The sequence below is a fragment of the Micromonospora sp. DT44 genome (assembly GCF_049841635.1).
Taxonomy (GTDB): Bacteria; Actinomycetota; Actinomycetes; order Mycobacteriales; family Micromonosporaceae; genus Micromonospora.
This window is the reverse complement of record NZ_JBNCKS010000012.1, coordinates 1-26,138: the sequence shown is the minus strand read 5'-3', so window position 1 is coordinate 26,138 and position 26,138 is coordinate 1. Positions and strand designations below refer to the sequence as shown.

The window sequence follows — 26,138 nt, the reverse complement described above, 5'->3', positions numbered from 1 at the left end:
GCCCGCTACTTCGGGTTCGTGTGGCTCGGAATGGCCTTCATCCAGTCGTTGGCCTTGCCGAGAGCCAAGCCGGTGACGATGGTCGCCACGAAGACCAGGCCGAAGATGATCACTGCGGTCGGTACCGGGCTGTCGCCCCGCTCGCCGTCCCGGCGTAGCTCGGCGAAGCGCGTCGTCACCACGACGTGCAGGTAGGTGAGGATGGACATGATCACTCCTTCTCGGGGGTCGGATCAGACACGGGCGATGAACGGATAGACGACGAAGCCGAGCAGCACGAACACGAGCAACGCGCCCGGAATGTCGAGCTTGCTGGTCACGCCCTCGGCGCGGGCCAGGCTGTCGGTGCGGAACTGGTCCCGCAGCGAGTCGGCCCGGCTGCGCAGGGTCTCGTGCACCTGCGCGCCCTCGCTGCCGGAGGAGCGCATGATCGCGCCGACGTCGCCCAGCTCCGGGATGCCGATCTTGTCGGCGAGGTCGCGCAGCTCGTCCCAGGGCGCGTGCATCTGCATCTGGGCGATCCGCAGCGACTCCTGGAGGCGGTCGAACACCCAGCCGTCGCAGACCGCAGCGGCCCGCTCCAGCGACTGCACCGGCCCGTGCGCCGCCGAGAGTTGGAGGGCCACCAGATCCAGGTACGTGCACACGGCCTGGCGGAACTCGTCCCGGGCGGCGTCCGCCTTGCTCAGCACCGACCGGTGCGCCAGCAGACCGGCGATCAACGCCATGCCGAGGCCGCCGAGCACCGGTACGACCAGCGGCAGCGAGATACCGAGGACGAACAGCGCCACCCCGAGCAGGGTCGGTGTGGCGAGCCCGATCAACGCGGACATCAGTACCGACAGCGCGTACTGCTCGGGGGTCTGACCGATCAGGGCGAGCTGCCGGTGCGGCGGTCGCAACCAGCGGGAGAGCCCGGTCAGCCAGTCCAGTCGACGGGAGGCGGGCGCGGCGACCCGCCCGGTGCCCGGCGGCTGGTGCAGGCGACGCAGCGCCGGCCCGAGCGCGGGAGTGGCCGGCACCAATTCGCGGATCACCAGGAACAGGCCCAACCCGATCGCCGCTCCACCGGACACGGCGACGCCGAGAAGCCAGTTGACGATCACCGCAGGCCCCTGCCGGGAACGGTGGCACGCGTGCTCACGCGACGACCTCCTGGGGGTCGGGCGCCGGCAGGAACCGGGCTGGCCGCTGCGGCTGGCTCATCGAGCGGACCCAGGCCAGCAGGCCGATGAAGGCGGCTCCGAGCGCGGCCATCACCAGCTGACCCGTCGGCGTGTCGTACGGCTCGATGTACTCGGTGTTGACCAGCCCGTACGCCAGCGTCGCCAGCGTCATCCCGGTCAGGAAGCGGACCGCGAACCGTGGCTGGGTGCGTTTCGCCTCGATCTCCCGACGGGTCGCCACCTCGGCCGACGCCGCACCGGCGATGGACCCGAGTACGTCGCCGAGTCGCTCACCCCGGTCGGTGAGGTGCAGGATCAGCGCCGCCACCACCTGGTCGCAGACCGGGTCGCCGATCTCGTCGGCGAACGCCAGCAGCGCGGAGCGGGCCAACCATCCGGCCTGTAACCGGGCGGCGAGCAGTCGTACCTCGTCCTCGATTCCGGGCGGCACGCTGCCGATGGTGGTGATGATCGCCTGTTGGAGGCCCTGGCCCGTACCGGACACGTCCTTCAGTCGCCGGGTCCATTCGCCGACGGCCTCGATCCGGGCGATCGCCCGTTGCTCGGCCTTACCGACCGCGAACAGCCACGGCGTTCCGGGCACCGCCACCGCCACGAGCAGGCCCACCACTGGCAGGCCGGTGAGCAGGAACGCCAACGCGCCGGCGACCATCGCCGCGAGGAGCAGCGCCTGGTAGGACCGCCGCTCGGCGGGAGTGGCGCCGGAGCCGCGCCAGAGGCGGCTGAGGCCGGGCCCGGCGCCGGGAGCTGTTCCGGCGGGCCGACGGGTGCCCACCAGTGCGACCACCGCCAGCAGGAGCCCCGCCACGCAGGCGGCCCCGGACACCACCGCGATCAACTCCAGGCTGTTTCCCATCAGGTCACCGCCGGGCCAGTCGGGTCTGCCGTGGTCGCCGCCAGGCACCGGTGCCGGCCTCGATCCACCGGGTCAGCAGTCGGGCGTCGTACCCGACGCGGAGCAACTGGTCGCGGACCCTTTCGGGCAGGTGTCGGGGGACCGCGCGGCCGTCCGGACCGGGGCCGAAGACGGTGGTGGTGGTGATCCGTCCACCTTCGCCGGCCCCGATCACCTCCTCCACGTGCGAGACGAACCGGTGCTTGCGCCCGCCGATGGCGCTCTCGTCCTCGATGGTGACGTAGACGATCAGGTCGAGGGCGTTGCCGGCCATCCGGCGGGCCTGGTCGACGGTCATCTCCCGGCCGTGCGCCAGCGCCAGCTCGACGATCCGTTCGCCCACGCCGGCGGCCGTGCGGGCGTGGATCGTGCACATCGAGCCCCGGCTGGTGGTCATCGCCTGGAGCATCGGCACGATCTCGCGGGACCGCACCTCGCCCACGATGATCCGCAGGACGCCCATCCGTAGCGACAGTGGGATCAGGTCGGCGATCGTCACCTCGCCCGCCGGTCGGCCGTCGAAGCCGCGCTCGCCGTGCCCCTCGCGGGCCTCGAAGCTCATCACTGCCCGGTGCCGCTCGCGACGGCGGGCCGGCAGCAGTTCCCGGCTCTCCTCCAGCAGCACGTACGGCTCGTCGGGTGGGATCTCGTTCATCAACGCCCGGATGATCGTGGTTTTTCCGGCGCCGGCCAGTCCGGCGACCATGATGTTCAGCCCGGCGCGCATCGCGGCACGCAGGAAGTCGCGCAGCAGCGGGTCGATCATCTCGTCCAGGTCGCCGCGGCCGCCGGCCACGTCGTCGAGGCTCACGTCCAGGGTGTTGTGCTTGCGGATCACCGCGTACGGGCGGTGGCTGACCAGGAACACCGCGGCCAGCCGGCTGCCGTCGGGCAGTTGCAGGTCGAGGGTCGGCTTCACCGTGGACAGTGACCGTTCCGTCGCTCCGGCCCGTCGTGCCGCCGCCTGAAGGATCTCCACCAGTTCGGCGTCGCTGTCGGCGATCGGCTCACCCCAGTCCACCCCGCCGCCGTGCCGGGTGATGCGCACCTGGTCACAGCCGAGGATGTGCACCTCCTCGATGGTGTCGTCGACCAGCAGGGTCTGTAGCCGGCCGAGCCCGACCAACTCGGCGGTGACCTGGTCGAGCAGCAGGCGTTCCTCACCGGCGGCCATCGGTGTGCCGGCCCGGCGGACCGCGTCGGCGTACTCGGCGACCACCGTCACGGCCAGCCGCGCCCGCTCGGTGTCCTCCTCGTCGACGGTGAACTCCCGGCCGCGCTGCCACAGGGTGAGTCGTTCGGTGAGTTCCCGCCGCAGTTCCCGGACCACCTGGAAGTCCATCCGGGGTCGGGGCGCCGGCTCGGACGGGGGAGTGGCCGTGGGCGTCGGCTGCGGCATCGGCGTCACGTGGTGGTGCCGGCCGTTCGCGGGGGTCAGCGGGGGCGCGGTCGACGTCGCGCCCGGCGGCTGCTGGCGGGGGTCGGCCGAGACGGGTTCAAACCGCATCCGGCACCCCCTGCTGTACCGGCCAGGCCAGCCGTGCGCGCCGGCGTTCCAGGAGCGCCCCGACCGGCACCTCCAGCGCGGTCGCCGCACGCAGCAGCGGCCGTCCGGACCGCACGGTCCCACCGAGGCCGAGCACCCCAGCGGTACGCGGGTCGTGCGGCAGCCGGGCGATCACCGGCAGCTTCAGCCCGCGACTGATCTCGGCGCGCCCGTGCCCGTCGCCGACCAGCAGCAGCCGCAGGGTGCCCGGCGGTACCCGATGTTCGGCGAAGTCCCGCTCGATCGTGGTGACCACCGCCCGCGTCCCGGACAGGTCGGGCAGGTTCGCCCGGGTCACCAGCAGCACCACCGAGGCGGCCCGCAGCAGTGGCCACGGTGGACCGTTCACGTGCAGTCGGCCGCAGTCGACGAGCACGTCGTAGCCGGGGGTGCCCCGGTCCAGGGCGTTGAAGTAGTCGGCGAAGCGCTGCCAGAGCGGCGTGACGCTGCCGGCCTGCGCCGGGTCGACCAGGCCGGGCAGCAGCAGCCGTTCCCGGCGCGGCGCGTCCAGGTCGACCAACTGGGACCAGAACGCCGTCTCCAGGTTGCCGTCGCGCAGCTCGCCGACGGCCAGCTCCCCGATGCCGCGCGGACCGTCCAACTGGCCACCCAGATAGCCGGCGAGGATCGACCCGCCCGCCGGGTCGCACTCGGCGAGGACCAGCCGGCGGTGCCAGGTCAGGGCGCAGGCCAACGCCGAGGTGGTCACGCCGGGCGAACCCTTCGCGGACACCAACGCGATGATCGCCATGGTCAGGCCGCCTCGATCAGCACGACGGCGACCCGTTCCTGGGCGGCGAGCGCCACCACGGCGGGTACGTCCCGGATGAGGAGCGCCAGGTACAGCACCTTCTCGTCGTTCGTCGTGGTGACCATGTCGATGACGGTTGCCGAGAACCGGGTGCCCGCCGTGGCGGCCGCTCCGGTGGCGTCGTCGTCCGGGGTGCTGACCAGCAGCACCTTGTCGCCGGGGTGCAGCTCGCGGGCCGGCACCTGGGCGGTCTTCAGGCCGAGCGCGATCTGCTGCTGTCCCGGACCGAGCAGGGGGTCGTCGGTGACCTGCCCGAGGGTGAGGAGGGTGCCCGGCACGAGCGCCACGGCCGCGCGCTTGCCGACCACCTCGTCGAGACGGCCGGCGGGCACCGGTCGCAGCCCCTGGCCGCCGGCGACCTGCACGGTGATCAGGTCGGCGGCGGTGACCTCCCGGCCGACCTCCACCGGCCGCGCCACCGCCAGGTAGCTGCCGGTGGCCCGGACCGAGGTGACCGCGAACGCGGCCCCCAGCCCACCGAGGGCGATCAGGAGTACGGCGAGACCGAGCAGCCCTGGGCGGACACGGCGCTGCCGGACCACCTTCGGCGGGCTGACCGGCGCGTCCACCGGCCCGGTCGCGTTACGCGTCGCCAGACTCACCGTTCGATCTCCATTCGTCACTGTGGGGCTCGCAGAACCGGCTCGCTCACCTGGTCACCACCTGGAGCTCCCGGATCTGTACCGGGACGGTGCCGCTGGTCCGGGTCTGCGGGATCGGGTCGCCCTCGACGCCGTTGTCGGTCCACCAGCGGACCGTCCAGTACGTGGTGGCGCCAACCCGGTAGGTGGCCGGCTTCGAATAGCCGCGGTCGTATCCGCAGTCCGGGGAGGTGCGGCCGGCACGCTTGCCCTTCGGGTCGTACGGGGTGCCGGGCTTGGTGCAGGTGACGGTGTCGCCGTTGCCCATGTTCCAGACGATCCGGTTTACCTTCGCCTCGATCGAGACGGTCAGTCCACGGTCGGTCGCGGAGGCGCGCAGCGGCCCGAAGTAGCTGGCGCTCGGGGTGGCCCACATCCAGACCGGCAGGCCGACCAGGCCGGGGCCGATGTCCTTGCGGGGGGCGACCTTCAGCCGCGCCGGCAGCAGCTTGATCGACGCGAGGGCCCGGCGGGCCAGCTCCTCCGGATCCGGCGGAGCGCCGAAGCCGGCCGGCGGCCCGTCGAGCGGCAAGGTTCGCTGCGCGCCGAGGTCGCCGCCATTGCAGGTCTGCACGTACCACTGCTGGCCCTCAGGTGCCGGCGGTTGCGGCACGGCGAGCTTGTAGTAGCAGCCGTCGCCGTTGTTGAACCAACCCAGCACGTCGTCGTAGCAGGGGATGGTCCGGCCGCCCCACTGGCAGACGCCGCCACCCCCACCGCCGCCGGAGTCGCCGCCGCCGTTGTCCCCGCCGCCCCCCGGGTCGCCAGGATGGCCGGGCTCGTCGTCCCAGACGTTGCAGTCCGGTTGGCCGGGCGGGCACTCCACCCCCGGGCCGGCGCGGCGGGCGGCGGAGGCCGGCGGGGTCGCGGCGACCATCACCATCAGCATCGCCAGGCCGACCCCGGCGAGGATGCGGCGGCTCAGCACGGCTGGTCCTGGTGCGCGACGCCGGAGCTGATCAGCCATCGACCGTCCGGATAGCGGGTGGCGGTGGCCGTCGCCAGGTGCTTGCCGCCACCGCTGCCCGGCACCACCCGTTGGTCCTTGGTGTAGACGAGCCGGTAGCCGGTCGCGTCCAGGCAGTCCTGGATCTCCACGGTGGCCGGGTCCGAGTCGAGGTCGACGGCGATCACGGTGGGATCGGATCTCAAAGTCCCGGTACGCATCGCGCCGTGCTCCTTAGCGTCGCGAATGGACAATTGCACCCGGGTCAGCAGCGGATCAGCGAGAAATCTGGACAGTTCCGGCGCGTGCGGATCGCCGCGCCGACTCGCCGTGCGCGAGGCCGTGAGATATCCGGAGTACGCCTCGAGCGCCGCCTTTTCGGCAGCCCCGCGATCGACATCCGAATCCGCCTGTACCCCGTCGGCGCGCCCCGACGTCGGGCGCTCGACCGCCTCCTGCCCGCTGCCGCAGGCGGTGACCGCCACCGTCGCCATGATCGCCAGCAGGCAGGTTGTCGCTCGCCTGAACTGCCGTCCGACCACCGCCGAACCCTCCTCGTGACAGCCCGACGTGGCGACGAAGCGCCGGTGTCGAGCATGCGAAAGCGCGCCCGGATCACTACATCCGGCCGTTCATTGGCGCTTCTGCATTCACCGTTGCGGATCTTCTACAAATGCAAGGTCCTGTGTTGTTCGGTCATCGATGTGAGGCTTGCGTCACACTCAAGGGGCGAGCATAAGCTCACGATCGCCGATGCAACAGAGGCAATTCAAGCGAACACTCTGAGTGATGACAGGTGGTGGTGGTACGTGTCCGTGTCGCGCTCCGGATGGCTGTCGGTCGAGGGGTCGCCAGTGGCCCGGCCTCGCTGGCGCGGGCCGATCCGTCCTGACCCCTACGCCCCTTGCGAGATTGGGACATCGCGCCCGCAAGCCGGCATGTGGCCAGTGCTGCGGGTCAGCGGCGACCGCATGTCGTGCGGCACGCTCCGGGGCGGAAGTCGTGGGTGGGAGACGTCGCTTTCCGCGCCATCCGCTACACCCGAGCGAACGTTCAGTCACGATCCGTGTTCACCTTTCGGAGTGGTCGCGCGACGTTCGGCGGGGTCGACGTGGCGCTGACGGCCGAACCGACCGACCAACCGTCCGCCTCCGGCGGTCCTGCGGTCACCGAGGCGGGGCCGGCGGCGGGTACCCGTCGTCTCCGGCTCGCACCCGTGCTGGCAGCCCTGCTCGTCACCCCGCTGTTGCGGTTGGCCGTCGTGCGTCAGGCCGTACCCTCGGACGCCCCCAGCCGGACCGGGTGCGATGACTGCGGGGCCGTGATCAGCCTGCGCAGGCCGTGGCCCGCGCTCGGTCCGGCGGGCCGGTGCGGTCGGTGCCGCGCCCGGGTCGGGCCGCCGCCCGGCACGATCGAGGTGGCGGCACTGGCCGCCGTCGCGGTGCTCGTGCTCGTCGGCCCGCCGCTTGGAGCGCTGCCGGCCGTGGCCTGGTGGCTGGGCTGGACGCTCCCGGCGGTCCTCGTCGACCTGGCCGTGCACCGGCTACCCGACCGGCTCACCCTGCCCGCCGCTGCCGGAACCTGGCTGCTGCTCGGCGTGGCGGCGCTGGCCGGCGCCGGGGCTGATCCGTGGGTGCGGGCCGTCGCCGCCGGTACGGGTCTGGCGCTGTTCTTCGCCGCCAGCACTTTGCTGCTCGGTCGCCGGGGCTTCGGGCTGGGCGACGCCAAGTTGGCGCTCGGCGTGGGCGCGCTGCTCGGCTGGTACGGCTGGCCCGTCCTCGTGCTCGGGCTGCTGCTCACGTTCGGGCTGTCCGCGCTGGTGAGCCTGGGACTGCTGGTGGCCCGACGGGTCCGCTGGACCACCCACCTGCCGTTCGGCCCGTTCCTGCTTCTCGGCACGGCGGGCGCCCTCCTGGCCGCCTGAGGGGTTACGGGCGGGGGCGGCCGGCCAGGTCGGGCAGCGGCCGGCGGGCGTCGGTGCGGCGACGTAGCGCCTCGGCGGCCGGGCGGGCCAGCAGCGGAGTCGCGACGAGGGCGACCAGGGCGCCGAGCAGCAGACCCGCGGCCACGTCGTGCGGGTAGTGCACGCCTACGAAGACCCGAGAGAATGCGGCCAGCACGGCCAGCGGCAACGCGATCAACCCGAGCCGCCGGGAGAGCAGCAGGGTGGTGACCGCCAGCGCGCCGGCGAGGGTGGCATGGTTGCTCGGGAACGAGTAGTCACCCGGCGGTGGGCAGGTGCCGGCGATGATCGCTCGTCCCACCGTCCGGCATGGTCGATCCTCGTCCACCACCGTCTTGAGCCACTCGCTGCCCGCGTACGCCAGCAGGGTCGGCAGCGGCGCGACCAGGGCGAGTGCCCGGTTGTGCGGGCCGCCGGCCAGGCGGCGCAGCGCGGCCGTCACCAGCAGCGCGCCGAGCAGCAGGATCACCCCCTCGGTGGCGTGCCCGACGAACCACTGCACCGGGTGCGGGGTGCCGGCGGCGGCGTCGACGATGTCGCGGTACCACTCGGCGCTGATCTCTGGGACGTCCGTACTGCCGTTGTCGGCCATGAATCACCTCACCAGACGTTCATACCGCGTTCAACTTGGAGACATCTTGGAAAACGCGAAGGTGGGGCAACTCCGTCCAGTTTTCGTACCGGCACTCCTGCTTCGTCGATGAGAGTCGTCCGACGGGGATGCTCAGAGCTGCGCCGGTCCCAGTCCGCCGTTCATCCGCTCCCGGACGGCCTCCAGCGCCTCGAAGGCGTACGCCCAGTTGTGGCACTTGAAGCTGCGCAGGCCCTCGATGGCGGTGTGGCAGTCGGCGCAGTGCACGCCCGCGATGGCGTCCGGGACCTCGGTGTTGACGTACTTGTGGTCGCCGAGGATGACCTCGGCGATCATGCCCTTGTCGTGCAGCCCGGTGACCGCCGAGGAGACGATGTCGTACCAGGTGATCCGCCGGCCGCACTTGGGGCAGTCCGGCTCGTCGCCGCTGACCCAGAGCGGGGCGCCGATGGTGCGCGTCGGCATGCCGAGCAGCTTCTCCAGACGCCGGACATCCGACTCCGGCGTGGTCCACCGGTGTCGGCCGGGCAGTGACGCGGGCGAGTCGTACACGGCGCGGAACAGGTCCTTCTCGACCCGTACGGTCTCCCGTTGACTGGTCATCGGCGTCTCTCCTCGGTGCGTCGGTGCCCCCACCGTGGTCGGCGCTGACCAGGGGTGCAGCCGGATCAACGACACGAGGGGGCGGCGGGTCGTCGCCTCGGGCGCTTCGGCGGCCACGCCGCCTCCGGTGTCCGCCGCTGACGACGTTTTCGCCTCCGGCGGCGGGTCCCGGGTGGTACGACGGGGAGATGGCGAGCAGGCCCGAGCGGCTCCTACGGGGCAGCGACGCCCCGCTCAGCGCCTCGTTCCTGGAACTCTTCTTCGATTTGGCGTTCGTGCTCGCCCTCAGCCAGACGGCCCAGCACCTGCTGGGGGACCTCACGCTGGGCGGCGCGTTGCGCACCGCACTGCTCCTGGCCGGTGTCTGGTGGATCTGGGTGGCCACCACCTGGACCGCCGACTGGTACGACCCGGAGACTCCGGTCATCCGGGCGGTGCTGATCGCCGCCACGCTGGGCAGTCTGCTCGCCGGGGTGGCGGCCCCCGAGGGGCTGCACGGTCGGGCCGCGCTCTTCGCCGGCGCGTACATCGGGGTCCATCTTCTCCGGGGCATAGTCACGGTCACGATGTTGCGCGGTCATCCGCGTCAGCGCCGGGCCTTGCGGATCTTGTGCTGGTACAGCATGACCTCGGTGCTGTGGATCGCTGGCGTGCTGCTGGCGCAGTGGCGGGTGACGCTCTGGGCGGTCGCCCTCGCCATCGACCTGGCCGGCCCACGGCTCGGCTGGCCCGTGCCCAAGCTGGGCCGTGCTCGGCGGGATGAGCTGCAGCTCGCGGGCGGCCATCTCGCGGAGCGCTACCAACAAATCATGATCATCGCGCTCGGTGAACTCGTCGTGGTGGCCGGCCTGTCGTACGCCGACACTCGCCTCGACCTGGCGAAGACCGCGGCCTTCCTGCTGGTCTTCGCAACCGCGGTGCTGATCGGTCTGCTGTACGTGACGCCCGCCGGCCAGCGTCTGGGGTCGGCCCTCGACCGCGCGGACCCGTCGCGGTTCGGCGTCATCACCGGCGACCTGCATCTGGTGATGGTCGCCGGCATCGTGCTGACGGCCGCCGGGGCCGAACTGAGCATCGCCCACCCCACCGAGAGGGGCGACACGGCGGCGGTCGTGGCAATCCTGGGTGGGCCGCCCCTGTTCCTCGTCGGACGGATCTTCCTCTCGGTGGCGATTCACCGACGGCTGTCCTGGCCTCGGGTGGGCGCCCTGGTCGCCTTGTCTGCGGCGGCCGCCGCAGTGCGACCGCCGCTCGTGGTTGCCAGCGCGGTCGCCATGGTTGTCGTCCTCCTGGTGGTGGTCCTGGACCGCGCCGGCATCTCCTCCTATCCCCGCCCAGAATCTTCTGACTAAAGTCAGGCGTATGAACTCTGCCCTTGTCGCCGCAGTGCGCCGGTTCAACCGGACGGTGACCCAGCGGGTGGGTGCGCTGGACGACGAGTACATGGCCCAGGGGCGTCCCCTCGGGCAGGCCCGCGTGCTCTGGGAGATCGGCCCGGCGGGTGCCGAGGTCGCGGCGCTGCGCGCACGGCTCGGCCTCGACTCGGGCTACCTCAGCCGCCTCCTACGCGCCCTGGAGAACGACGGGCTCGTCACCGTGGGGCCGACCGATCAGGCAGGCGGCGACGGCCGGGTCCGCACCGCCGCCCTCACCGACGCCGGCCGTATCCAGTGGGCCGAACTCGACCGGCGGTCCGACGAACTGGCCGCCTCGATCCTCGAGCCGCTCACCGCACACCGCCGGGACCGGCTCGTCGCCGCCATGGCGGAGGTCGAACGGCTGCTCGTCGGGTCGATGGTGGTCGTCGAACCGTGCCCGCCCGCCGACCCGCGGGCCCGCGCCTGCCTGCGCGCGTACGCCCGGGAGGTCGGACGACGATTCGACGACGGCTTCGACCCGGCATTGAGCAACCCGGTCTACGACGAGGCGCTCGTCCCGCCGGCGGGCGTACTCCTGCTCGCCACCCTCAACACCGAGCCCGTCGGCTGCGGCGCCGTGAAACTGCACCGCGACGGGCCCGCCGAGATCAAGCGCGTCTGGGTGGCGGACACCGTGCGCAGACTGGGCGTCGGGCGGCGGCTGCTCGGCGAGCTGGAGCGGTACGCCGCCGAGCGCGGCGCGACCGCCGTGCGGCTCGACACCAACCGCAACCTCACCGAGGCGATCGCCCTGTACCGCTCGACCGGTTACCGGGAGATCCCGCCGTACAACACCGAGCGCTACGCCCACCACTGGTTCGAGAAGCCGCTCGGGCAGTGAGCAGACGTCATTGCCGGGCCCAGCCCAGGAACCGGTGGTGAAGTTGGCCGGCGGGGACGTGGGCCAGGTCGCGGGTGGCGTCAACGAGTTGCGCGGCCAGGTAGAGGGCGAGCGACACCGGCGCCTCGGCGTACTCCTGTCGCAGCTCGCCACGACGGGCCGCGCAGGGCCAGTCTGCGCCGCAGCCACCACAGGCCCAGGCGGGAGTACGCGCCGGATGGGTGGTCACCGTGGCACGTCCTGGCTTGGCCAGTGAGCGTGGCTGATCGGAATTCGATGCCGGGTACGGCAGGGCAGGTCGCTGCCGCAGCGGCAGGCGTACCGCCACCGCGACCAGGACCAGGCCGGCCGGTGCCGCCGCGCCAGCGTCAGCGCCACGGCGACCAGATATTCCTCGTACGACACGCGAGGCACCTTGCTCTCCGGGCGTCGCTGCCAGTGGTCAGGAGCCTCAGCCCTGTCGTTCGGTTCGGTCACGACCTCTCCCGCCGACACCTGGGGTGCCGTGGGTGCCCTGGTCGGAGAGGGGGCACCCACGGCGGGACGACCCGGCCGCCAAGCTGAGTAGCCCCACCAGCAACTTAGGACGCAATGTGCGCATAGTCAATGACTGGCAACGCATAGCGTTGTAAGTCGAGCCTGAGGTGTGGTCTGCTTGCACCAGCCGCCAAGCTGGGAGCACCACCTATGTCTGAAGCCGCCTACCTGACGGTTGCCCGGGATATCCGCGAACAGATCAGCTCCGGCCAGTTGAAGCCGGGCGACAAACTGCCGTCCTTCGCTTCCCTCTGCGAGCACTACGCGGTCAGCAATACGGTGATCCGCGCTTCCATGCTGTTACTCAAGGCCGAAGGTCTGATCGACGGCAGGCAGGGCAAGGGCGTCTACGTCGCCAACCCTCTCCCCAGGTAGGCCGCCTCGCGACACGATCAGGGGACTCCGCCGCCAGCGTTCCTCTGAGCTGTGAAAGTTTGTCCTAATCTCGGCACGTTCCGACCTGCTCGTCCGAACCCTGACCAGGGACTTCGGGTCGGGCAGCGTCCTCGGACCGTCCCGGGTGGAGAGTGGCGATGAGCGGCAGCAGACGGATCGATCAGATGGCCCGACGTCAGTTCGTCAAGCTGTCCGGGGCCGCCAGCGCGGGTGGGCTTCTCACCCTGGCCGGGGCGGACGGCGGAATGGCCGACGGGGGTGACGGCTCACCCCAACCCCCGCCGCTGCCGAACCCGGGCGGCGCCGTCTGCCCGACGCCGTCGGCGCTGTGCGGCTATCCCACCGACACCGGCGGCCGGTTCGACCTCTGGGACCGGGTCCAGGTCTGCCTGGGTACGCGGACCTCACCGCCGACCAACTGCCTGCGCACCACGTCCACCTACGTGGTGCTCAACGGTGCGCCGCCGAACACCCACAACTATCTGCTCGTGCCGACCTGCCGGGTGAAGGGCATCGAGTGCCCGTTCATCGCCACCGCCGCCGCGCCGAACTACTGGTTGGACGCTTGGATCAACGCGCAGCCCGGGCAGCCCTCGCACGTGGTGTACCCGAACATCGGGCTCGGGATCAACTCCGCCGACGCCCGCCAGCAGGACCAACTGCACATCCACCTGGCCGGCATCCATAGTGGAATCCAGACCCAGCTCAACTCGTACGACAACGTGATCAGCAACAACCCGGCGAACTGGCGGAACCAGATCGTCCCGATCTGGGGCCTGACGAGCGGGGGCGCCCCGGCCCCCCGCTCCTACCGCGTGCTGCACGTGTCGAATCTGAACGACAACCTGTTCACGCTGCTGCGCGACTTCGTCGTACGCCCGACCGGGGCGAACATGGCCCACCAGGCGATGGCGGTCACCCCTCGCCTGGTCGGCAACGGCGGGTTCTACGTCATCAACAGCGAGCCCGCACTCCAGACCCCGCAGGGCCAGCCCGGCGGTACGGGCACCGTCGACTTCCTGCTCGCGTACACCTGAACGTCCCCACCGATCAGCCCTTGACCGCCCCGGCGGTGAGGCCTTCGGTCAGGAAGCGCTGCCCGAGCGCGTACATGATCACCACGGGGATGCTGACGAGCAGCGAGGCCGCGGCGAGCTGTCCCTGCGGTACGACATCTCCGGCGATCATCGACTGCATCCCCACCGGCAACGTCTTGTACTCGTCCTTCGTGATGAACACGAAGGCGAAGAGGAACTCGTTCCAGGCGTTGGTCAGGGTGAAGAGCGCGACCGCCAGCAGCCCGGGCTTGGCCAGCGGCAACACCACCCGGCCGAACGCCTGTAGGCGGGTGCAGCCGTCGACGAGCGCGGCCTCCTCCAGCTCCACGGGGATCGAGGAGAAGTAGCCGACCAGCAGCCACGTGGCGAACGGAAGCGTGAACGTCGGGTACGTCACCACCAGCGACCACAACGAGTCGGTGAGCCGCACGCCGATGAGCATCTGGTAGAGCGGGATGAACAGCAGCGCGCCCGGCATCACGTAGGTGAGCAGCACGGTGACGGTGAACCCCTGCGCGCCACGGAACCGCAGCCGGGCGAGCGCGTACCCCGCGAGAGCGGCGCAGACCAGCGCCACCGCCGTGGACGCCGCGGACACCAGCAGGGTGTTGAGGTACCAGCGACCGAACGGCTGGTTGGCGAACAGGGCGGTGAACTGCTCCGTGGTCCACGGCGTCGGCCACAGGTCGTCCGTACGCATGACGACCTGGCCCTCGGACTTGAAGGCCGTGACGCTGATCCAGTACAGCGGACCGAGCACGAAGAAGAGCAGCCCGGCGAGCGCGACCCAGGAGCCCAGGCCCGACACCGTCGACGATGCCCGGCGACCGCCCCGCGACTGGAGGGTCGACACCACCCGACCGACCGCCGCCGCGATCAGCAGGATCACCCCGAGGACGACCGCCGCCTTCCAGAAGATCTCCGGCGACGCCCAGATCAGCAGCCCGGTGACCACCGCGGTGATCACCCACGGCAGGGCCTTGCGCGCTCGCGTACCGACCCGCAGCGTCGCGCGTCGTGCCCGGGGCAGTTTCGCCCCCGAATCCTGGCGCAACAGCCGGACCAGGAAGAACACCAGTCCGCCGATGACCGGCAGCATGACGAGCGTGACCGCCGCGCCCGCGCCGTACTGCAACTGCAGGATCGCCTTCGAGTACGCGACGAGCACGTACGGCGCCGTCACGTCGCCCGGACCACCCTGGGTGAGCAGCCAGACCAGGTCGAAGTTGTTGAACGTCCAGATCGACGACAGGGTCACCGTCACGGTGATCACGTGGCGTAGGCCGGGCAGCGTCACGTTGGCGAACCGCTGCCACGCCGAGGCGCCGTCGATGGTCGCCGCCTCGTACAGGTCGGCCGGGATCGCCTTCAGGCCGGCGAGGAAGCACACGGTGAAGAAGGGCACGCCCTTCCAGACGTTCACCATGATCACCGATGGCATCGCCAGCGACGGGTCGGACAGCCAGCCCGCCGGCCAACTGTCGACCAGGTGCAGATCGACCAGCAGCGGCCCGATTCCGGTGGCGGTGAGCAGGTTGTTGACGCTGCCGAAGATCGGGTCGAGCAGCGCGCGCCAGCTGAACGCCGTCACCACGGTCGGCACCACCCACGGCACCAGGAGCAACCCCGCCAGCACCGCCCGCCCGCGGCGTCGGTGGTGCAGCAGCAGGGCCGCGGCCAACCCGAGCACGACCTTGAAGATCTCGGCGTACGCGGTGAAGACGAACGAGTTCACCACGCCCGTGTGGAACTGGTCGTCGCCGACGAGGTGCAGGTAATTGTCCAGGCCGACGAACACGGACTCCTGCCCGTGCCGTTCGGTGGTGCTGGTGACGATCGACCGGGCGATCGGTACGAGCACGAGGCCGCCGACCAGCACCGCCATCGGCGTCAGGAACAGCGCCGCCATTCGCCAGTCACGACCCAGCCGGCGCTGGGTCGCCGTGAGGGAGCCGGATCCCGGCGGCGAGGACGCCCTCGCCGCCGGGACCCGTGCGGGACGGAGCGTCCTCACTGCGGCAGCCCCTGCTGGTTGAAGATCTGCACCATCTTCGTGTGGGCCGCCTTCACGGCCTGCGCGGGCGCGGTGCCCTGCACGACCTGCTGCATCATGTCGGTGAGGACGTACGCCGAGCCGACGGCCTGCTGGCCGGCGCTGGCCTTCTGCGGGAAGGTCAGGCCGTTCTTCGTGTTCAACGGCAGCTGCAACTGGGTGATCTTGCGCAGCATGGGGAACGCCGGGTCGCCGCTGGTGAAGAACGGGTCCGCGTCCCAGACCTTCTCCCAGGCGGGCATCACCAGACCGGGTGCCTCCTTCGCCACTCCGAGCAGCGCGGGCGCGCTGACCAGGTACTGCGCCAGGAGCTTGGCGAGCGCGGGGTTCTTGGCGCCCTTGAAGATGACGAAGCCCTGCGACTGGCCGAGCAGCAGCGGATTGTTGGTGGCCGGTCCGATGCAGTCGGAGAACACGTGGGTGTTGGCGTGCACCGGGTTCTTCTTGGTCCGCGAGTCCGCGTAGACGCTGAACTGGTTGCGGGTGTAGCCGAGGATGCCGGCGAGCCAGTTCTCGTTGTTGCTGGTGTCGGTCCAGCTCGCGATTCCCGGCGGCAGCATCGGCTTGTACTTGGAATTGGTGTAGATGTCGCCGAGGAAGGTCACCGCCTGCACCGTCTCGGGTGACTCGAAGGTGACCTTCCTGCCGTCGTTGGAGGCGATCGACCCGCCGTACGCGTTGATCAGCGCCTCGATCATGCCGTTGGCGTCACCGGACCGGTTGATCGTCATGCCCCAGCCGAACCGGCGCTTGCCCGGATCGGAGATCTCCAGGCAGACGTCCCGCAGCTCCTCCCAGCTGTAGATGTCCTTGGGCGTGATGCCCTTGTCCTGCATCCAGTCCTTGCGCAGGAACGACCCGATCCCGATGAAGTGGTACGGGATCGCGAACCACTTGCCGTCGAAGACGCAGAAGTTCTTGGCCTCCGCGCACGGCTCGCCGTACTTGGCGGTCAGCGCCTGGACGACGTCGGTGACGTCTTCCAGGTCGCCCAGCGCCTGGAACTGCGCGACGAACCGGGAGTCGGTCATGAACGCCAGGTCACGTGCCACCCCACCCTTGACCTCGGCATCGATCTTCGCGACCACGTCACCCGCGTCAGCCTGGACCAGGCTGTTCTCGATCTTGGTGCCGGTGGTGTCGGCGAACTTCTTGATCGAGCTGTTGAGGGCGTCGTTCGCCGCCGTCGAGTACAGCTTCTGCGACAACATCCCCATCGAGGAGCCCTTCATCGACGCGGCGGCGTCGATCAGCTCCTGCGGAACCTCGGCCTGCACCTTGGTCGGTGATTCGGAGGTGCCCCCACACGCGGCCAGACCCGCCGCGCCGAGCACTCCCACCCCCATCCCCAGCACGCCGCGTCGAGACCTACCCGATTTGTCCTCCATGGACACCCGCCTCCTTCATCTCGCCGCACACGACTGCACGCCGATGGCGTACCCGGCGAACGCCGCGATCGTCGTGTTTCCAGTTGGGCTTCTGTGGTGGCGACCACCAAGGGCCGCCTGTCGACATCAGTTCGTTCGTCGGTCGCCGTCGCGGCGACCGGGCCCGCCGGCCGCCGCGGGATGTCCGCTCACGCACGCTTCGTCCGAGCCACCCGAGATCTGTCGGGTGCCGCACCTCGGATGGCGCGGCGTGGTCGAGGCGATCGGCGACAGGGCCGAGACAGTGGCGCTGATGTTCCGGTTCGGTCGTGCCACGGGACCACCGCCGTTCGAGATTTCGAACTAGGTTCGATATACCGCATCGAGTGGTGCGACGCTAGAGCAGCCCGGTCAGCGATGTCAATGTTTCGATGCTGTTTCGAACCAAAAGCGGGAGGTTTGCTACCGGGACTGGGGGCGGTAGCCCATGCGCGTCGACAGCGCTGCCGCGCCCTCGCGAACCAGCCCGGTCCACTCCACCTGCACCTGCGGCGTCCACCGGATGATCGGCGCGGACAGGCTCATCGCGGCGATGACGGCGCCGGAGTGATCCCGGATCGCCGCCGCGACGCAGCGCATCGCGCTGTCCGACTCGCCGACGTCGACCGCGACGCCCTCCGCCCGGACCTGGTCGAGATGCTCCCGCAGGAGGTCCGGGTCGGTGATGCTGTCCGGCGTCATGCCCGGAAGGGGATCCTTCAACAGGACCGCGTCCAGGTCCTCCGGATCGAGGGCCGACAGCAGCACCTTGCCGACCGCCGTGCAGTGGGCGGGCAGCCGCAACCCGACTCCGGACACCATCCGAACGGGGTGGATGCTGTCGAACTTGACGAGGTAGACGACATCGGCGCCGTCCAGCACCGCCACGTGAACCGCCTCGTCACAGGCGGCGGCCACGTCCCGCGCGACACCCTGCGCCTCGCGTACCAGATCGAGCCGACCCGCGAACGCCGCGCCCAGCTGGAACAGCGGCATACCGAGCCGATACTGCACCGGCTGACCCGGCACGGAGATCAGGTACGAGCGAGCCTCGAGCGTCACGAGCAGCTCGTGGACGGTCGTGCGCGGCAGGTCGAGCCGCTCCATCACCTGGCGGGCCGACAGTTGGGGGCAGTCCAGGAACAGTTCGAGGACGTCGAGTGCGCGGATAACTGCCGGTACCACACGGGCCATGTCGCTAGTCCCTTCGAAATGCCGGACCCGCGTCAACGACCTCCACACGGACCAGCACCTGAAGAGGATAGCCACGTGAGCCGTCCGCGCCAGGCTTCGAACGCCGTTGACAACTCCCGTAGCCGACCAGTCGGCGATCCGGGGGTGCCGGTGCGGCACCGACGGCATGACGTAGCCGCATCAGACCGACCAGGCACGCACGATGTCGTCAGGACCCCAGACGAGATCCACGGCCTCGCCCGAGAGGGCGGTGCCGGATCGGCTGACGACGACCAGGCCGCTGGTCCCGGGTTCGAAGCCCGGGATCGCGGGGGCGTGGCGGCGTAGTTCGTCGAGGTGGCGCCGATCGAACGGTCCGTCCTGCCATTTGATGGAACCGGCGAACGCGATGTGCGAGGCGATCGGGGCGCGGTCGGCTCCGACAAGATCGATCTCCGGGTTGGACTGCCGGTTCCACCAGCCGCCGACCTCCCACGTTTCCGTCCAGGGCAGGCCGCCGGCGCCGGCCGCGATGGCGAGCGCGTCGCGGATGATCGGTTCGACAGCGTTGCCCCGCCAGGTGGACCACCGACTGTCCAGGACGGCGCGGGCGGCCGCTGTCCGATCACGCAACAGCAGTTGCTGCACATCCCGCAGAATGGCCAGGTAGAGACGCAGGTTGCTGTCGGCGATCCGGTACTGCGCCAGTTTGCTGGGCTTGGTGGAGAGCGGCTTGTCGACGGCGAGGATCTGTTTCTCCTCGACGAGCCGGTGCAGCAGCGGGGAGAGGGTCCCGGAGCTGACCGGACCGCCGCGGTCGCCAGCGGTCGCGGCGATGTTGCTGAAGGTGCGGCTGCCTGCGCCGCCGACCGCCTCGAGAATGCGCCGGGCAGTGTCCGGGGCCGGAAACTCCGACGCCAGGGATTGTTCGGGGATGGTGAACAACGCCGAGGTCTTGTGGGAGATCTGCTGGCTCAGGAAGTCGGTGGGAGGTGTTCCCGGTGACCATTCCAAGGCGATGCCCGGCAATCCACCGGTGATCAGTTGCGCATCGATCGCATCCGCCCCGCCCAGCCCTGTAAGCGTGGCGGTTTCGGCGAGATTGAACGGACCGAGGACCATGTTGGTGGCCCTGCCGTAAAACGGCCGATCGTATTCGGTGAATCGTTGCATCATGTGCAGATCGCTACCGAGCAGCAGTAGCAGTACCGGTTTGCTGGAGATCAGACGGTCCCACGTGACCTGCAGGTGCCCGTCGAATGTCGCGTCCTGCTCAGAGGCCCATGGCAGCTCGTCGAGGACGACCACGCTCGGCGTATCGGGCAGGACTCCCGCCAGCACCCGCAGCATGTCTCCCCAGCCGCCGGCTGTCGGCTGGGAGGGCAAAATGTCGCGGCTGCGGGAGCTGAGCAGAGACGAGTCGCGAAGGGCGCTGAGGAAATAGCTCACCGCTTCGATGCTCGACGCGCCCTTGACGGCGGTGTAGAAGCAGTACGGCAGATCGACCCGGTCGCACAACTCCTGTGCCAGGCGTGACTTCCCCACTTGTCGTCGCCCGCGAATGGCGACGGAGCGGCCCCTCCCGGTGCGCCTCACGTGGTCAAGCTGCTGGGTGAGCAGGTCGAGTTCCGCGCGCCGACCGACGAACATCGACCCCTCCGAAGCTAGATTGCATCTTACTTCGGCCTAGTCTACCTAGATTGCTAGTGATCCTGGGACCGTCAGCAGGGATGGCGGGGCTTCCGACCGCGCCGTCCCGCTCACATCCGTTCGGGGCTTCGGATGCCGAGCAAGACAGAGCACGGCACACCACTGGGTGCAGATCCACGACGGCGAGGGTGGGGCACGGGACTTCCGCGACCTGATGCACGGCAGCAACGCCCCCGACCGTTCGGGTCGAAGGCCGAGCGGGTGATAGTGACGGCAGTCACAGTCGCGCAAGACCCGATCGCGAGGGGGCGGTCGTCTTACCTGTCGTGAGACGAAGCCTGGACGCGGCGGACGAGCAGGAACTCGTCCGCCGGGTGGCCCGCGGTGACCGGCGGGCCTTCGACGAGCTGTACCGGCGTACCGCGCCCTGGTTGGAGGTGCGCCTGCGCCGCCGGTGCGCGGACCCGGACGTGGTCGCCGACGTCCTTCAGGAGACCTTCCTGACGGTGTGGCGGGCAGCCGGCAGCTTCGCCGGCGACCAGGTCACCGGCAGCGCCGTCGGCTGGTTGTGGACCATCGCCGCGCACCGCCTGGTGGACGCGTTCCGGCGTCGTTCGCGGCAGGCCCGGGTGCCGCAGGTGCATCCGGTCGAGACGGTCGTGCCCGCGGCCGAGGACGAGGCGCTCGCCGGCCGGGTCGGGCAGGAACTCGAACAGGCCCTCGCCGTGCTGCCGCCCGAGGTTCGCGCGGTGCTCCGCGCCACTGTCCTGGACGGCTTCACCGTCCGCGAAACGTCCGTGCTGCTGGGCGTACCCGAGAACACCGTCAAGTCCCAGATCCGCCGCGCCCGGATCGTCCTGCGGGAGGCCCTGTCGTGACCACGCATCCCACCCTGAACGACATCGACCGCTACGCCGACGGCGATCCCGGCCTCGACGAGGCGACCGTCTGGTCGATCGAAGTGCACCTGGAGAGCTGCGCCGACTGCCGCGCCCGCCTTGCCGGCAGCACCACCATCGAGTCGCGCGCCCTGGTCGCCGAGGTCGCGGCAGCCGTCGACCGCGCGATCGCCGCCGGCCCCACCCCACGGTCCAGGGCCTTCCTCCGTACGCCGCTGCGGCAGCGCTGGTTCGTGGCGGCGCTGCTGCCCTGGGTCGCCATGACCGCCGGCGTGCTCGGCACCGCGGCCCTGCTCACGTACTTCCTGTCCGAGCTGCCGTCGATCGTGCTGCTGCTCGCGCCCCTCGCGCCGCTGCCCGGGGTCGCCGCGGCCTGGAGCAGACGCGGCGACCCGGCCTGGGAACTGGTCGTCGGCACCCCCTCGGCCGGTCTGACGATGCTCCTGCGTCGTACCGCCGGGGTGCTCGTCCTCGTCATCCCGGTGCTCGCCGTGCTCGCCGCCTACGGGGCCAGCCGGGTGAACCCCGCGCTGATGCTGCTGCCGTGCCTGGCCTTCACCGCCGCCACGCTGCTGCTCGGCTCCCTCGTCGGCGTCCGCCGCGCCGCGATCGGGTTGATGGCCGCCTGGGCCGCCGCGGTGGTCGCGCCCAGCCTCGCCACCGCCGAGTTGCCGGTGTTCCTGGAACCGGCGGCCATCGGTGGGTGGGCCGTCGTCACGGTCGTGCTGGCCGCCCTGACCCTCCTGCGCGCCGACAGCTTCCGGCGCCTCACCTCCTTCTGAAGGGAACCACCATGCGAGCGGTGAGCCTGGCCGAAACGGCCACCACCATCCACCCCTGGGCCATTCACGCCGAGGCGCTGAAGGTGCGGGCGGGCCGGCACCTGGCCGTCGACGGGCTCGACCTGAGCCTGGCCACCGGCGTCCACGGCCTGCTGGGGCGCAACGGCGCGGGCAAGACGACGTTGATGCGTGCCCTGGCCACCGTAATCAAGCCGTCCGGTGGCCGGCTGACCCTGCTCGGCAGTTCGGTGGACGGTCGCGCCGACCTGCGCCAGGCCCGGCGTTCGCTGGGCTACCTGCCGCAGCACTTCGGCTACTACCCGCGGTTTACGGTGCGGGAGTTCGTGTCGTACCTGGCCTGGTTGAAGGAGATGCCGAAGCCCGACATCCCAGCGGCCACGCAGCGCGCGATCGACCGCGTCGGGCTCAGCGCCAAGGCCGACGCCCGGCTCCGCACACTCTCCGGCGGGATGCTCCGCCGGGCCGGCGTCGCCCAGGCCATCGTCAACGATCCGCGGGTGCTGCTGCTGGACGAGCCGACCGTCGGCCTCGACCCCGAGCAGCGCCTCGACCTTCGTGAGCTGCTGCGCGACCTGGGCACGGACGCCTGCGTGCTGGTCTCCACCCACCTCGTCGAGGACGTGGTCGCCGCCTGCACGGAGGTGGTGCTGATCAACGAGGGTCGGTTGGTGTGGCAGGGCACGCCCGCAGCCCTTGCCGCCGAAGGCGACGAGCGCCACCCGGGCGACAGCCCCGCCGAACGCGGCTACTCGGCGCTGCTCCGCCGGCACGAGGCGGCCAGCCGATGAGCGTCCTGCGGATCGAACTCCGGCGCTCCGCCGCAGCCGGCGCCGCGCTCCTCGCGGTGGCGGTCGGCGTCGCCGCCCTCTACCTTGCCCCGGGCCGCTGGTCGGAGGGGTGGATGTCCCTCACGCTCACCGTCAAGGAGTACCTGCTCCTGCTCTGGCCGATCGCCCTCGCCGCCGGAGCGTGGCAGGGCCGCCGCGAACACCGGGCCAAGGTCGGGGAACTGTTCGCCACCACACCCCGGTCCCGCGCCCGCCGGATGCTCCCGGTCCTCGTCGCGATGGGAGCCGCGCTCGGGCTCGCCTTCCTGCTGGTGGTCGGCGCGGGCGGCTTGCGGATCGCGTCCACCGCCGCGTACTTCCCGCCGGACGTCGTCGCCATCACACTGGTCGGGGCGTTCTCCCTGGTCGCGGCGGCCTGGCTCGGCCTGGGCATCGGGCGGCTGCTACCCGCGCTGGTGACCGCGCCCGTGCTCGCCGTGGCCGGTGTGCTGCTGGTCTTCTTCACTGTGGTCATGCGGCCGGACTGGATGGCCGCGATCCTGTCTCCCGCGTACGGCAGCACCCCGTTCTACCCGTTCCAGACCATCGACCCGCGGGTCACCGCCGTGCTCGCCATCTTCATGGCCGGTCTCGCGCTGACCGGCGTACTCCTGCTGGTCGCGCAAGGTCCCCGCACGTCGGTGGCCGCCGTCCTGCCGGTGCTGCTCGGCTTCGGCGTCGCGGCGGCGATCGTCCCCCGCGACGAGGCGAGCCTCGTCGCGCCGGTCGACCCCGTGGCCCGCGAACTCGCCTGCACCGACGACGCGCCGAAGATCTGCGTCACCCGTGTCAACGCGAACGTGTTGGAATCGCTGACCCCGCTCGCCCGCCAGGGCCTGGCTACCCTCGCCAAGATGCCGAACGCCCCGACCCAGGCGCACGAGGACACGCGGGCCATCCTCATTGAGGACGTGCCCGGCCACGACGCCGACATCGTCACGATCGATGTCCGGATCGACGACCACGGCGGCCTGGCCCACCCCGACGCCGTGGTCCCCGAGATGGTGTTCGGCCTGGGCACCGGAGACGGCGGCCCGGACTGCGAGCGCAACGCCGCGGTCGAACGGGCCGCCGCCTACCACCTGCTCGGCCGCGAGCCGGTCTCCAACGTCGGCGTCATTCCCGAGATGATCGGGGAGGATCCGCAGCTCAACGCCGAGGCGGTCACCCTGTGGCGAGAGCTTCAGAAGCTGCCCGCCCCGGAGGCGCTCTCCCGCGTGATCGCGGTACGCGACGCGATCCTGGCCTGCCAGGATTCCACCGGACTGCTGTCGCGATGATCCTGCACCTACGCGCACGACGCGTACCCGTGGCACTGGCCGCGTCCGTCAGCGCCGCCGCCCTGATCTGGGCGCTGTGGCTGACGCTGTCCACCGAACGCGACGTCATCCTCCTGCTCGTCGTCCTGACGGTCACGCTGATGGTGGCCGCCCTGTCGACCACACTGGCCGCCCCCGACGAGGACCTGGAACGCACGGCCGCACTGCGCTGGCCGTGGCGGCGAGCCGTGCACCTGCTGGCCGCGCTGGTGCTCGTACTCGTCGTGCTGCTCGCCACCCAACCCAGCGGCGCCCGTTTCGGCCCCACCGCGCTGATGGTCCGCGACTCCGCCGGCCTGCTGGGCCTGACCGCGCTCTGCGCGACGGTCGCGGGCGCGGCCCGCGCCTGGTTCCTGCCCATGGGGTGGGCGGTGGTCGCGGCCCTGTTCCCCCAGTCGAGCACGTGGGGGGCGCTCGCCACCTGGCCGGGCCAACCCCACGACAGTTGGCCGGCGGCCGTGGTCGCGGCCGTCCTGGCGGTCACGGGCGTGATGGCGTACGCGATGCGCGGAGCCGCCCGACGGGAGTGACGGAAGCGCCGACCCGCGCCGCAGTGGTCTAGCGGTCGGCGATGCGTCGCCACCACCATGGGCTGTCTTGTGGCCGGCTCGGATCGTGCAGGGTGCGGGCGCGATACCGCTCAACAAGGGGATCCACGATCGCCTGGATCTCGCGCCTGCCGCTCAGAGGGACTGCACCAGCGATCGTGTGCAGGGTGTCCATCGCCTGACGCGGGTCACAGCAGGGGCAGTCGGCGTCCTGATCGAGCGTCAACACCGCGCCGGATCGCCGGAGAAACCGCTTCAAGGTGGCAACCGCTGAGGCCATCGACTGCACGTCCTGGCAGCGCCCTGCCTGTGCGGCTTCGGTGATCTGCCGCAGCACCTTGGCCGAGATCCCATCGGGAACACGTGGGGAGGGGTCGGCGTGCTTGGTGTACCGAGGTACTCGTAGAAGGCGGGGAGGCCTACGGCTCATGATCCATTCTGTGGGGTCGCCATCTCGCCATGATGACATTGTCCGCCGGACCTGGACATCCGAAAAAGTCCCGGACCCTGCGGTACGTCACCGCTGACCTGCGCAAGAGTGGGTTGTCAGCCGGGTTTGTCGTCAAGCACGCTGGCCACATGCAGATCCCCTGGCGGACCACCCCTGACGTGTTCGCGCAGATTCTGCGGCGTTACCGCGTCGAGCAGGATTCGGTGACCGATGTCCAGGCGGCCTGGGGTCCGTTCGCCGAGTTCATGCAGGTGGAGATTGACGGCATCGACCCGACTGCGGACTCTGACGCCGATGGTTTCATCGTCCAGTGGGGACGGCACTCCTGGAACGACGGCCGCCTGAGTCTGACGTTCACCCGCCAGTTGGCCATCGCCGACATCGGTGACCATGACGACCCGTACCGGCAGCCCGAGCTGTGGCAGCTCGACCTGGAGATGGTCTTCGACGACGAGGCCGATCTGATCGACCTTGACCAGCTCGACGTCACCCCGCTGCACGCCGTCGCTGCCCAGCGCGCGGATCCCACGGGGTTCAAATTTCCTCCCGTCGGGCCGTTACGGGCCGAAGCGTTGGCGGACACCCGGGCGCAGGCGCATCGCCACGCCCCCATCCGGTCGGCCTGGAGCGCGCTCCCGACGAGCAGTGGCCTGTCGTTCGAGTGCGTCTGCTGACTGTAGGGCTGGCCGGCCTCAACTAAGCGTCGGTAACACACCCGGAGGGATAGTTGGAGACTTGTCGTGTCGTAGCGGCTGCCGTCATCGGCCCGGCGCTGACCGCCATTCGCCGCGCCAGACGGACAATCCGCTAACGTTCGGACGGTGGCGGCCCAAGCGGCCGATCGAGATCGCGGGAGTACGTCTGGCAGGCGAATGGTCGGTCTTCCACGTGTACGCGCTCTGCGATGGCTGGGCGTTCGACCACTCGGGCTGGAACGCCGAGGCGGAACTGCTGGGAGGCCAACATCACCTTCGAGGACCGCCCGCTGGAGAGTGTCAAGATCGCGGAAGGTCTCGCGGAATTCTGCGAGGCGCACGACTCCCGCATGCCGCACCAGTACTGGCAAGACCGGCTGCCCCGTGCCCGCGACTACGTGAGCCGATACACGCCGCCTTGGGTACGGTTCTGCGGCTTATGACCCCTTGCCGGCTGATTGCTGTCACTGTTGCTGCCGCCGACCCTCCTTGCCTACTCGCACCGCCCGGGTTCTTTGGCAGTCGACCCGTACAGCTCTGGGGCGAGCAGAAGGAAACGAGCCAGCTGGGGCGCAGTGGGGTCAGCCGCCGCCGCTATACGTGCAGCCGCCCACGGCCCCAAAGAGCGTGATGCCTGTGAGTCATCAAGATGACGCACAGGCATCACGCTTCGCGGTCCCACTGCGGCTCTGCGCGCAGGTAGAACACCCTTGATTGCACGGATGAGTCGTCGCATGACGCTGAGGTTGGTAGCTCAACCATGCTTGAGGTCAAGCCTGCGCGTCGGTGGGGGCAGGCATGCACCCGTTACCTTTTTGATCGTCCCCAGCCGGGGACCCTCGGTCGCCCGGCCCGGTATGACTTCCTGCCCCTGTCGTTC

27 protein-coding genes and 1 pseudogene are annotated in these 26,138 nt (G+C 70.4%); 11 read left to right on the top strand and 17 right to left on the bottom strand.

Annotation, left to right across the window (positions count from 1 at the left end):
- Nucleotides 1-5 precede the first annotated feature (5 nt).
- From ACLQ25_RS09225 to ACLQ25_RS09190, 8 genes and pseudogenes are all read right to left on the bottom strand, one after another.
- A complete protein-coding gene (locus ACLQ25_RS09225) occupies nt 6-209 on the bottom strand; it encodes a hypothetical protein (RefSeq protein ID WP_234583202.1) in 204 nt (67 codons plus the stop codon).
- Nucleotides 210-233: 24 nt separating this feature from the next.
- Nucleotides 234-1,103 carry a type II secretion system F family protein gene (locus tag ACLQ25_RS09220; protein WP_425730597.1) on the bottom strand — a complete coding sequence of 290 codons (870 nt, stop codon included), beginning with the start codon at nt 1,101-1,103 and terminating at the stop codon, nt 234-236.
- 37 nt (nt 1,104-1,140) lie between these two features.
- Nucleotides 1,141-2,087 (bottom strand): annotated as a pseudogene (locus ACLQ25_RS09215) (type II secretion system F family protein).
- Complete coding sequence (locus ACLQ25_RS09210) at nt 2,048-3,589, bottom strand: CpaF family protein (RefSeq protein ID WP_425730480.1); 1,542 nt, start codon at nt 3,587-3,589, stop codon at nt 2,048-2,050. The pseudogene ACLQ25_RS09215 and the gene ACLQ25_RS09210 overlap by 40 nt, the downstream one beginning before the upstream one ends.
- Nucleotides 3,579-4,379, bottom strand: coding sequence for a ParA family protein (locus ACLQ25_RS09205; protein ID WP_425730479.1), 801 nt, complete (start codon nt 4,377-4,379; stop codon nt 3,579-3,581). Before ACLQ25_RS09205 ends, ACLQ25_RS09210 begins: the two co-directional genes overlap by 11 nt.
- Nucleotides 4,380-4,381: 2 nt before the next feature.
- Nucleotides 4,382-5,041, bottom strand: a complete 660-nt coding sequence (locus tag ACLQ25_RS09200; protein WP_425730478.1) for an SAF domain-containing protein — start codon at nt 5,039-5,041, stop codon at nt 4,382-4,384.
- A gap of 46 nt (nt 5,042-5,087) precedes the next feature.
- The gene (locus ACLQ25_RS09195; protein ID WP_425730477.1) at nt 5,088-6,047 is read right to left on the bottom strand and encodes a hypothetical protein; all 960 of its coding nucleotides are present in this window, start codon (nt 6,045-6,047) and stop codon (nt 5,088-5,090) included.
- Nucleotides 6,002-6,520, bottom strand: coding sequence for a hypothetical protein (locus ACLQ25_RS09190; protein WP_425730476.1), 519 nt, complete (start codon nt 6,518-6,520; stop codon nt 6,002-6,004). The genes ACLQ25_RS09195 and ACLQ25_RS09190 overlap by 46 nt, the downstream gene beginning before the upstream one ends.
- A gap of 722 nt (nt 6,521-7,242) precedes the next feature.
- On the opposite strand from ACLQ25_RS09190, the gene ACLQ25_RS09185 reads away from it, so the two are divergent.
- Nucleotides 7,243-7,950 (top strand): prepilin peptidase, encoded by a 708-nt coding sequence (locus tag ACLQ25_RS09185; protein WP_425730596.1) that lies wholly within the window; start codon nt 7,243-7,245, stop codon nt 7,948-7,950.
- A gap of 4 nt (nt 7,951-7,954) precedes the next feature.
- On the opposite strand, the gene ACLQ25_RS09180 is transcribed toward ACLQ25_RS09185, so the two are convergent.
- Both ACLQ25_RS09180 and ACLQ25_RS09175 read right to left on the bottom strand, forming a co-directional pair.
- Entirely contained in the window at nt 7,955-8,581 is a 627-nt protein-coding gene (locus tag ACLQ25_RS09180; protein WP_425730475.1) for a phosphatase PAP2 family protein, read from the bottom strand.
- Between the two features lie 132 nt (nt 8,582-8,713).
- Nucleotides 8,714-9,184, bottom strand: a complete 471-nt coding sequence (locus ACLQ25_RS09175; RefSeq protein ID WP_425730474.1) for a hypothetical protein — start codon at nt 9,182-9,184, stop codon at nt 8,714-8,716.
- Between the two features lie 188 nt (nt 9,185-9,372).
- Here ACLQ25_RS09175 and ACLQ25_RS09170 point away from each other — a divergent pair, with 188 nt between their 5' ends.
- Both ACLQ25_RS09170 and ACLQ25_RS09165 read left to right on the top strand, forming a co-directional pair.
- Nucleotides 9,373-10,536 (top strand): low temperature requirement protein A, encoded by a 1,164-nt coding sequence (locus ACLQ25_RS09170; RefSeq protein ID WP_425730473.1) that lies wholly within the window; start codon nt 9,373-9,375, stop codon nt 10,534-10,536.
- A 10-nt stretch (nt 10,537-10,546) separates the two neighbouring features.
- Nucleotides 10,547-11,443: a bifunctional helix-turn-helix transcriptional regulator/GNAT family N-acetyltransferase gene (locus ACLQ25_RS09165; RefSeq protein ID WP_425730472.1), complete on the top strand. Its 897-nt coding sequence runs from the start codon at nt 10,547-10,549 to the stop codon at nt 11,441-11,443.
- A gap of 7 nt (nt 11,444-11,450) precedes the next feature.
- On the opposite strand, the gene ACLQ25_RS09160 is transcribed toward ACLQ25_RS09165, so the two are convergent.
- Together ACLQ25_RS09160 and ACLQ25_RS09155 are read right to left on the bottom strand one after the other, a co-directional pair.
- Nucleotides 11,451-11,672, bottom strand: coding sequence for a flavin reductase (locus ACLQ25_RS09160; RefSeq protein WP_425730471.1), 222 nt, complete (start codon nt 11,670-11,672; stop codon nt 11,451-11,453).
- Nucleotides 11,669-11,848 carry a hypothetical protein gene (locus ACLQ25_RS09155; protein WP_425730470.1) on the bottom strand — a complete coding sequence of 60 codons (180 nt, stop codon included), beginning with the start codon at nt 11,846-11,848 and terminating at the stop codon, nt 11,669-11,671. The genes ACLQ25_RS09160 and ACLQ25_RS09155 overlap by 4 nt, the downstream gene beginning before the upstream one ends.
- A gap of 282 nt (nt 11,849-12,130) precedes the next feature.
- On the opposite strand from ACLQ25_RS09155, the gene ACLQ25_RS09150 reads away from it, so the two are divergent.
- The gene (locus ACLQ25_RS09150; protein ID WP_425730469.1) at nt 12,131-12,355 is read left to right on the top strand and encodes a winged helix-turn-helix domain-containing protein; all 225 of its coding nucleotides are present in this window, start codon (nt 12,131-12,133) and stop codon (nt 12,353-12,355) included.
- Nucleotides 12,356-12,513: 158 nt separating this feature from the next.
- Complete coding sequence (locus ACLQ25_RS09145; RefSeq protein WP_425730468.1) at nt 12,514-13,413, top strand: CDP-diacylglycerol diphosphatase; 900 nt, start codon at nt 12,514-12,516, stop codon at nt 13,411-13,413.
- A 13-nt stretch (nt 13,414-13,426) separates the two neighbouring features.
- On the opposite strand, the gene ACLQ25_RS09140 is transcribed toward ACLQ25_RS09145, so the two are convergent.
- The 4 genes from ACLQ25_RS09140 to ACLQ25_RS09125 form a co-directional block, all read right to left on the bottom strand.
- On the bottom strand, nt 13,427-15,343 hold the full coding sequence (locus ACLQ25_RS09140) for an ABC transporter permease subunit (RefSeq protein ID WP_425730467.1): 1,917 nt from the start codon (nt 15,341-15,343) through the stop codon (nt 13,427-13,429).
- A 101-nt stretch (nt 15,344-15,444) separates the two neighbouring features.
- Nucleotides 15,445-16,875, bottom strand: a complete 1,431-nt coding sequence (locus ACLQ25_RS09135) for an extracellular solute-binding protein (protein ID WP_425730466.1) — start codon at nt 16,873-16,875, stop codon at nt 15,445-15,447.
- Between the two features lie 441 nt (nt 16,876-17,316).
- Nucleotides 17,317-18,087 (bottom strand): IclR family transcriptional regulator, encoded by a 771-nt coding sequence (locus ACLQ25_RS09130; RefSeq protein WP_425730465.1) that lies wholly within the window; start codon nt 18,085-18,087, stop codon nt 17,317-17,319.
- A 180-nt stretch (nt 18,088-18,267) separates the two neighbouring features.
- Entirely contained in the window at nt 18,268-19,716 is a 1,449-nt protein-coding gene (locus ACLQ25_RS09125; protein ID WP_425730464.1) for an AAA family ATPase, read from the bottom strand.
- A gap of 326 nt (nt 19,717-20,042) precedes the next feature.
- Between ACLQ25_RS09125 and ACLQ25_RS09120 the strand changes: the two genes are divergently transcribed.
- From ACLQ25_RS09120 to ACLQ25_RS09100, 5 genes are read left to right on the top strand one after another with little or no spacing between them, the layout of a single operon-like run.
- The gene (locus ACLQ25_RS09120; protein WP_425730463.1) at nt 20,043-20,594 is read left to right on the top strand and encodes an RNA polymerase sigma factor; all 552 of its coding nucleotides are present in this window, start codon (nt 20,043-20,045) and stop codon (nt 20,592-20,594) included.
- On the top strand, nt 20,591-21,397 hold the full coding sequence (locus ACLQ25_RS09115) for a zf-HC2 domain-containing protein (RefSeq protein ID WP_425730462.1): 807 nt from the start codon (nt 20,591-20,593) through the stop codon (nt 21,395-21,397). The genes ACLQ25_RS09120 and ACLQ25_RS09115 overlap by 4 nt, the downstream gene beginning before the upstream one ends.
- A gap of 11 nt (nt 21,398-21,408) precedes the next feature.
- Complete coding sequence (locus ACLQ25_RS09110; protein ID WP_425730461.1) at nt 21,409-22,206, top strand: ATP-binding cassette domain-containing protein; 798 nt, start codon at nt 21,409-21,411, stop codon at nt 22,204-22,206.
- Nucleotides 22,203-23,525 carry a hypothetical protein gene (locus tag ACLQ25_RS09105; protein WP_425730460.1) on the top strand — a complete coding sequence of 441 codons (1,323 nt, stop codon included), beginning with the start codon at nt 22,203-22,205 and terminating at the stop codon, nt 23,523-23,525. The genes ACLQ25_RS09110 and ACLQ25_RS09105 overlap by 4 nt, the downstream gene beginning before the upstream one ends.
- Complete coding sequence (locus ACLQ25_RS09100; protein ID WP_425730459.1) at nt 23,522-24,094, top strand: hypothetical protein; 573 nt, start codon at nt 23,522-23,524, stop codon at nt 24,092-24,094. Before ACLQ25_RS09105 ends, ACLQ25_RS09100 begins: the two co-directional genes overlap by 4 nt.
- A gap of 28 nt (nt 24,095-24,122) precedes the next feature.
- Here the strand turns inward: ACLQ25_RS09100 and ACLQ25_RS09095 are convergent, their stop codons facing one another.
- The gene (locus ACLQ25_RS09095) at nt 24,123-24,449 is read right to left on the bottom strand and encodes a hypothetical protein (protein WP_425730458.1); all 327 of its coding nucleotides are present in this window, start codon (nt 24,447-24,449) and stop codon (nt 24,123-24,125) included.
- A gap of 242 nt (nt 24,450-24,691) precedes the next feature.
- On the opposite strand from ACLQ25_RS09095, the gene ACLQ25_RS09090 reads away from it, so the two are divergent.
- Nucleotides 24,692-25,237 carry a hypothetical protein gene (locus tag ACLQ25_RS09090; RefSeq protein ID WP_425730457.1) on the top strand — a complete coding sequence of 182 codons (546 nt, stop codon included), beginning with the start codon at nt 24,692-24,694 and terminating at the stop codon, nt 25,235-25,237.
- Nucleotides 25,238-26,138 lie beyond the last annotated feature (901 nt).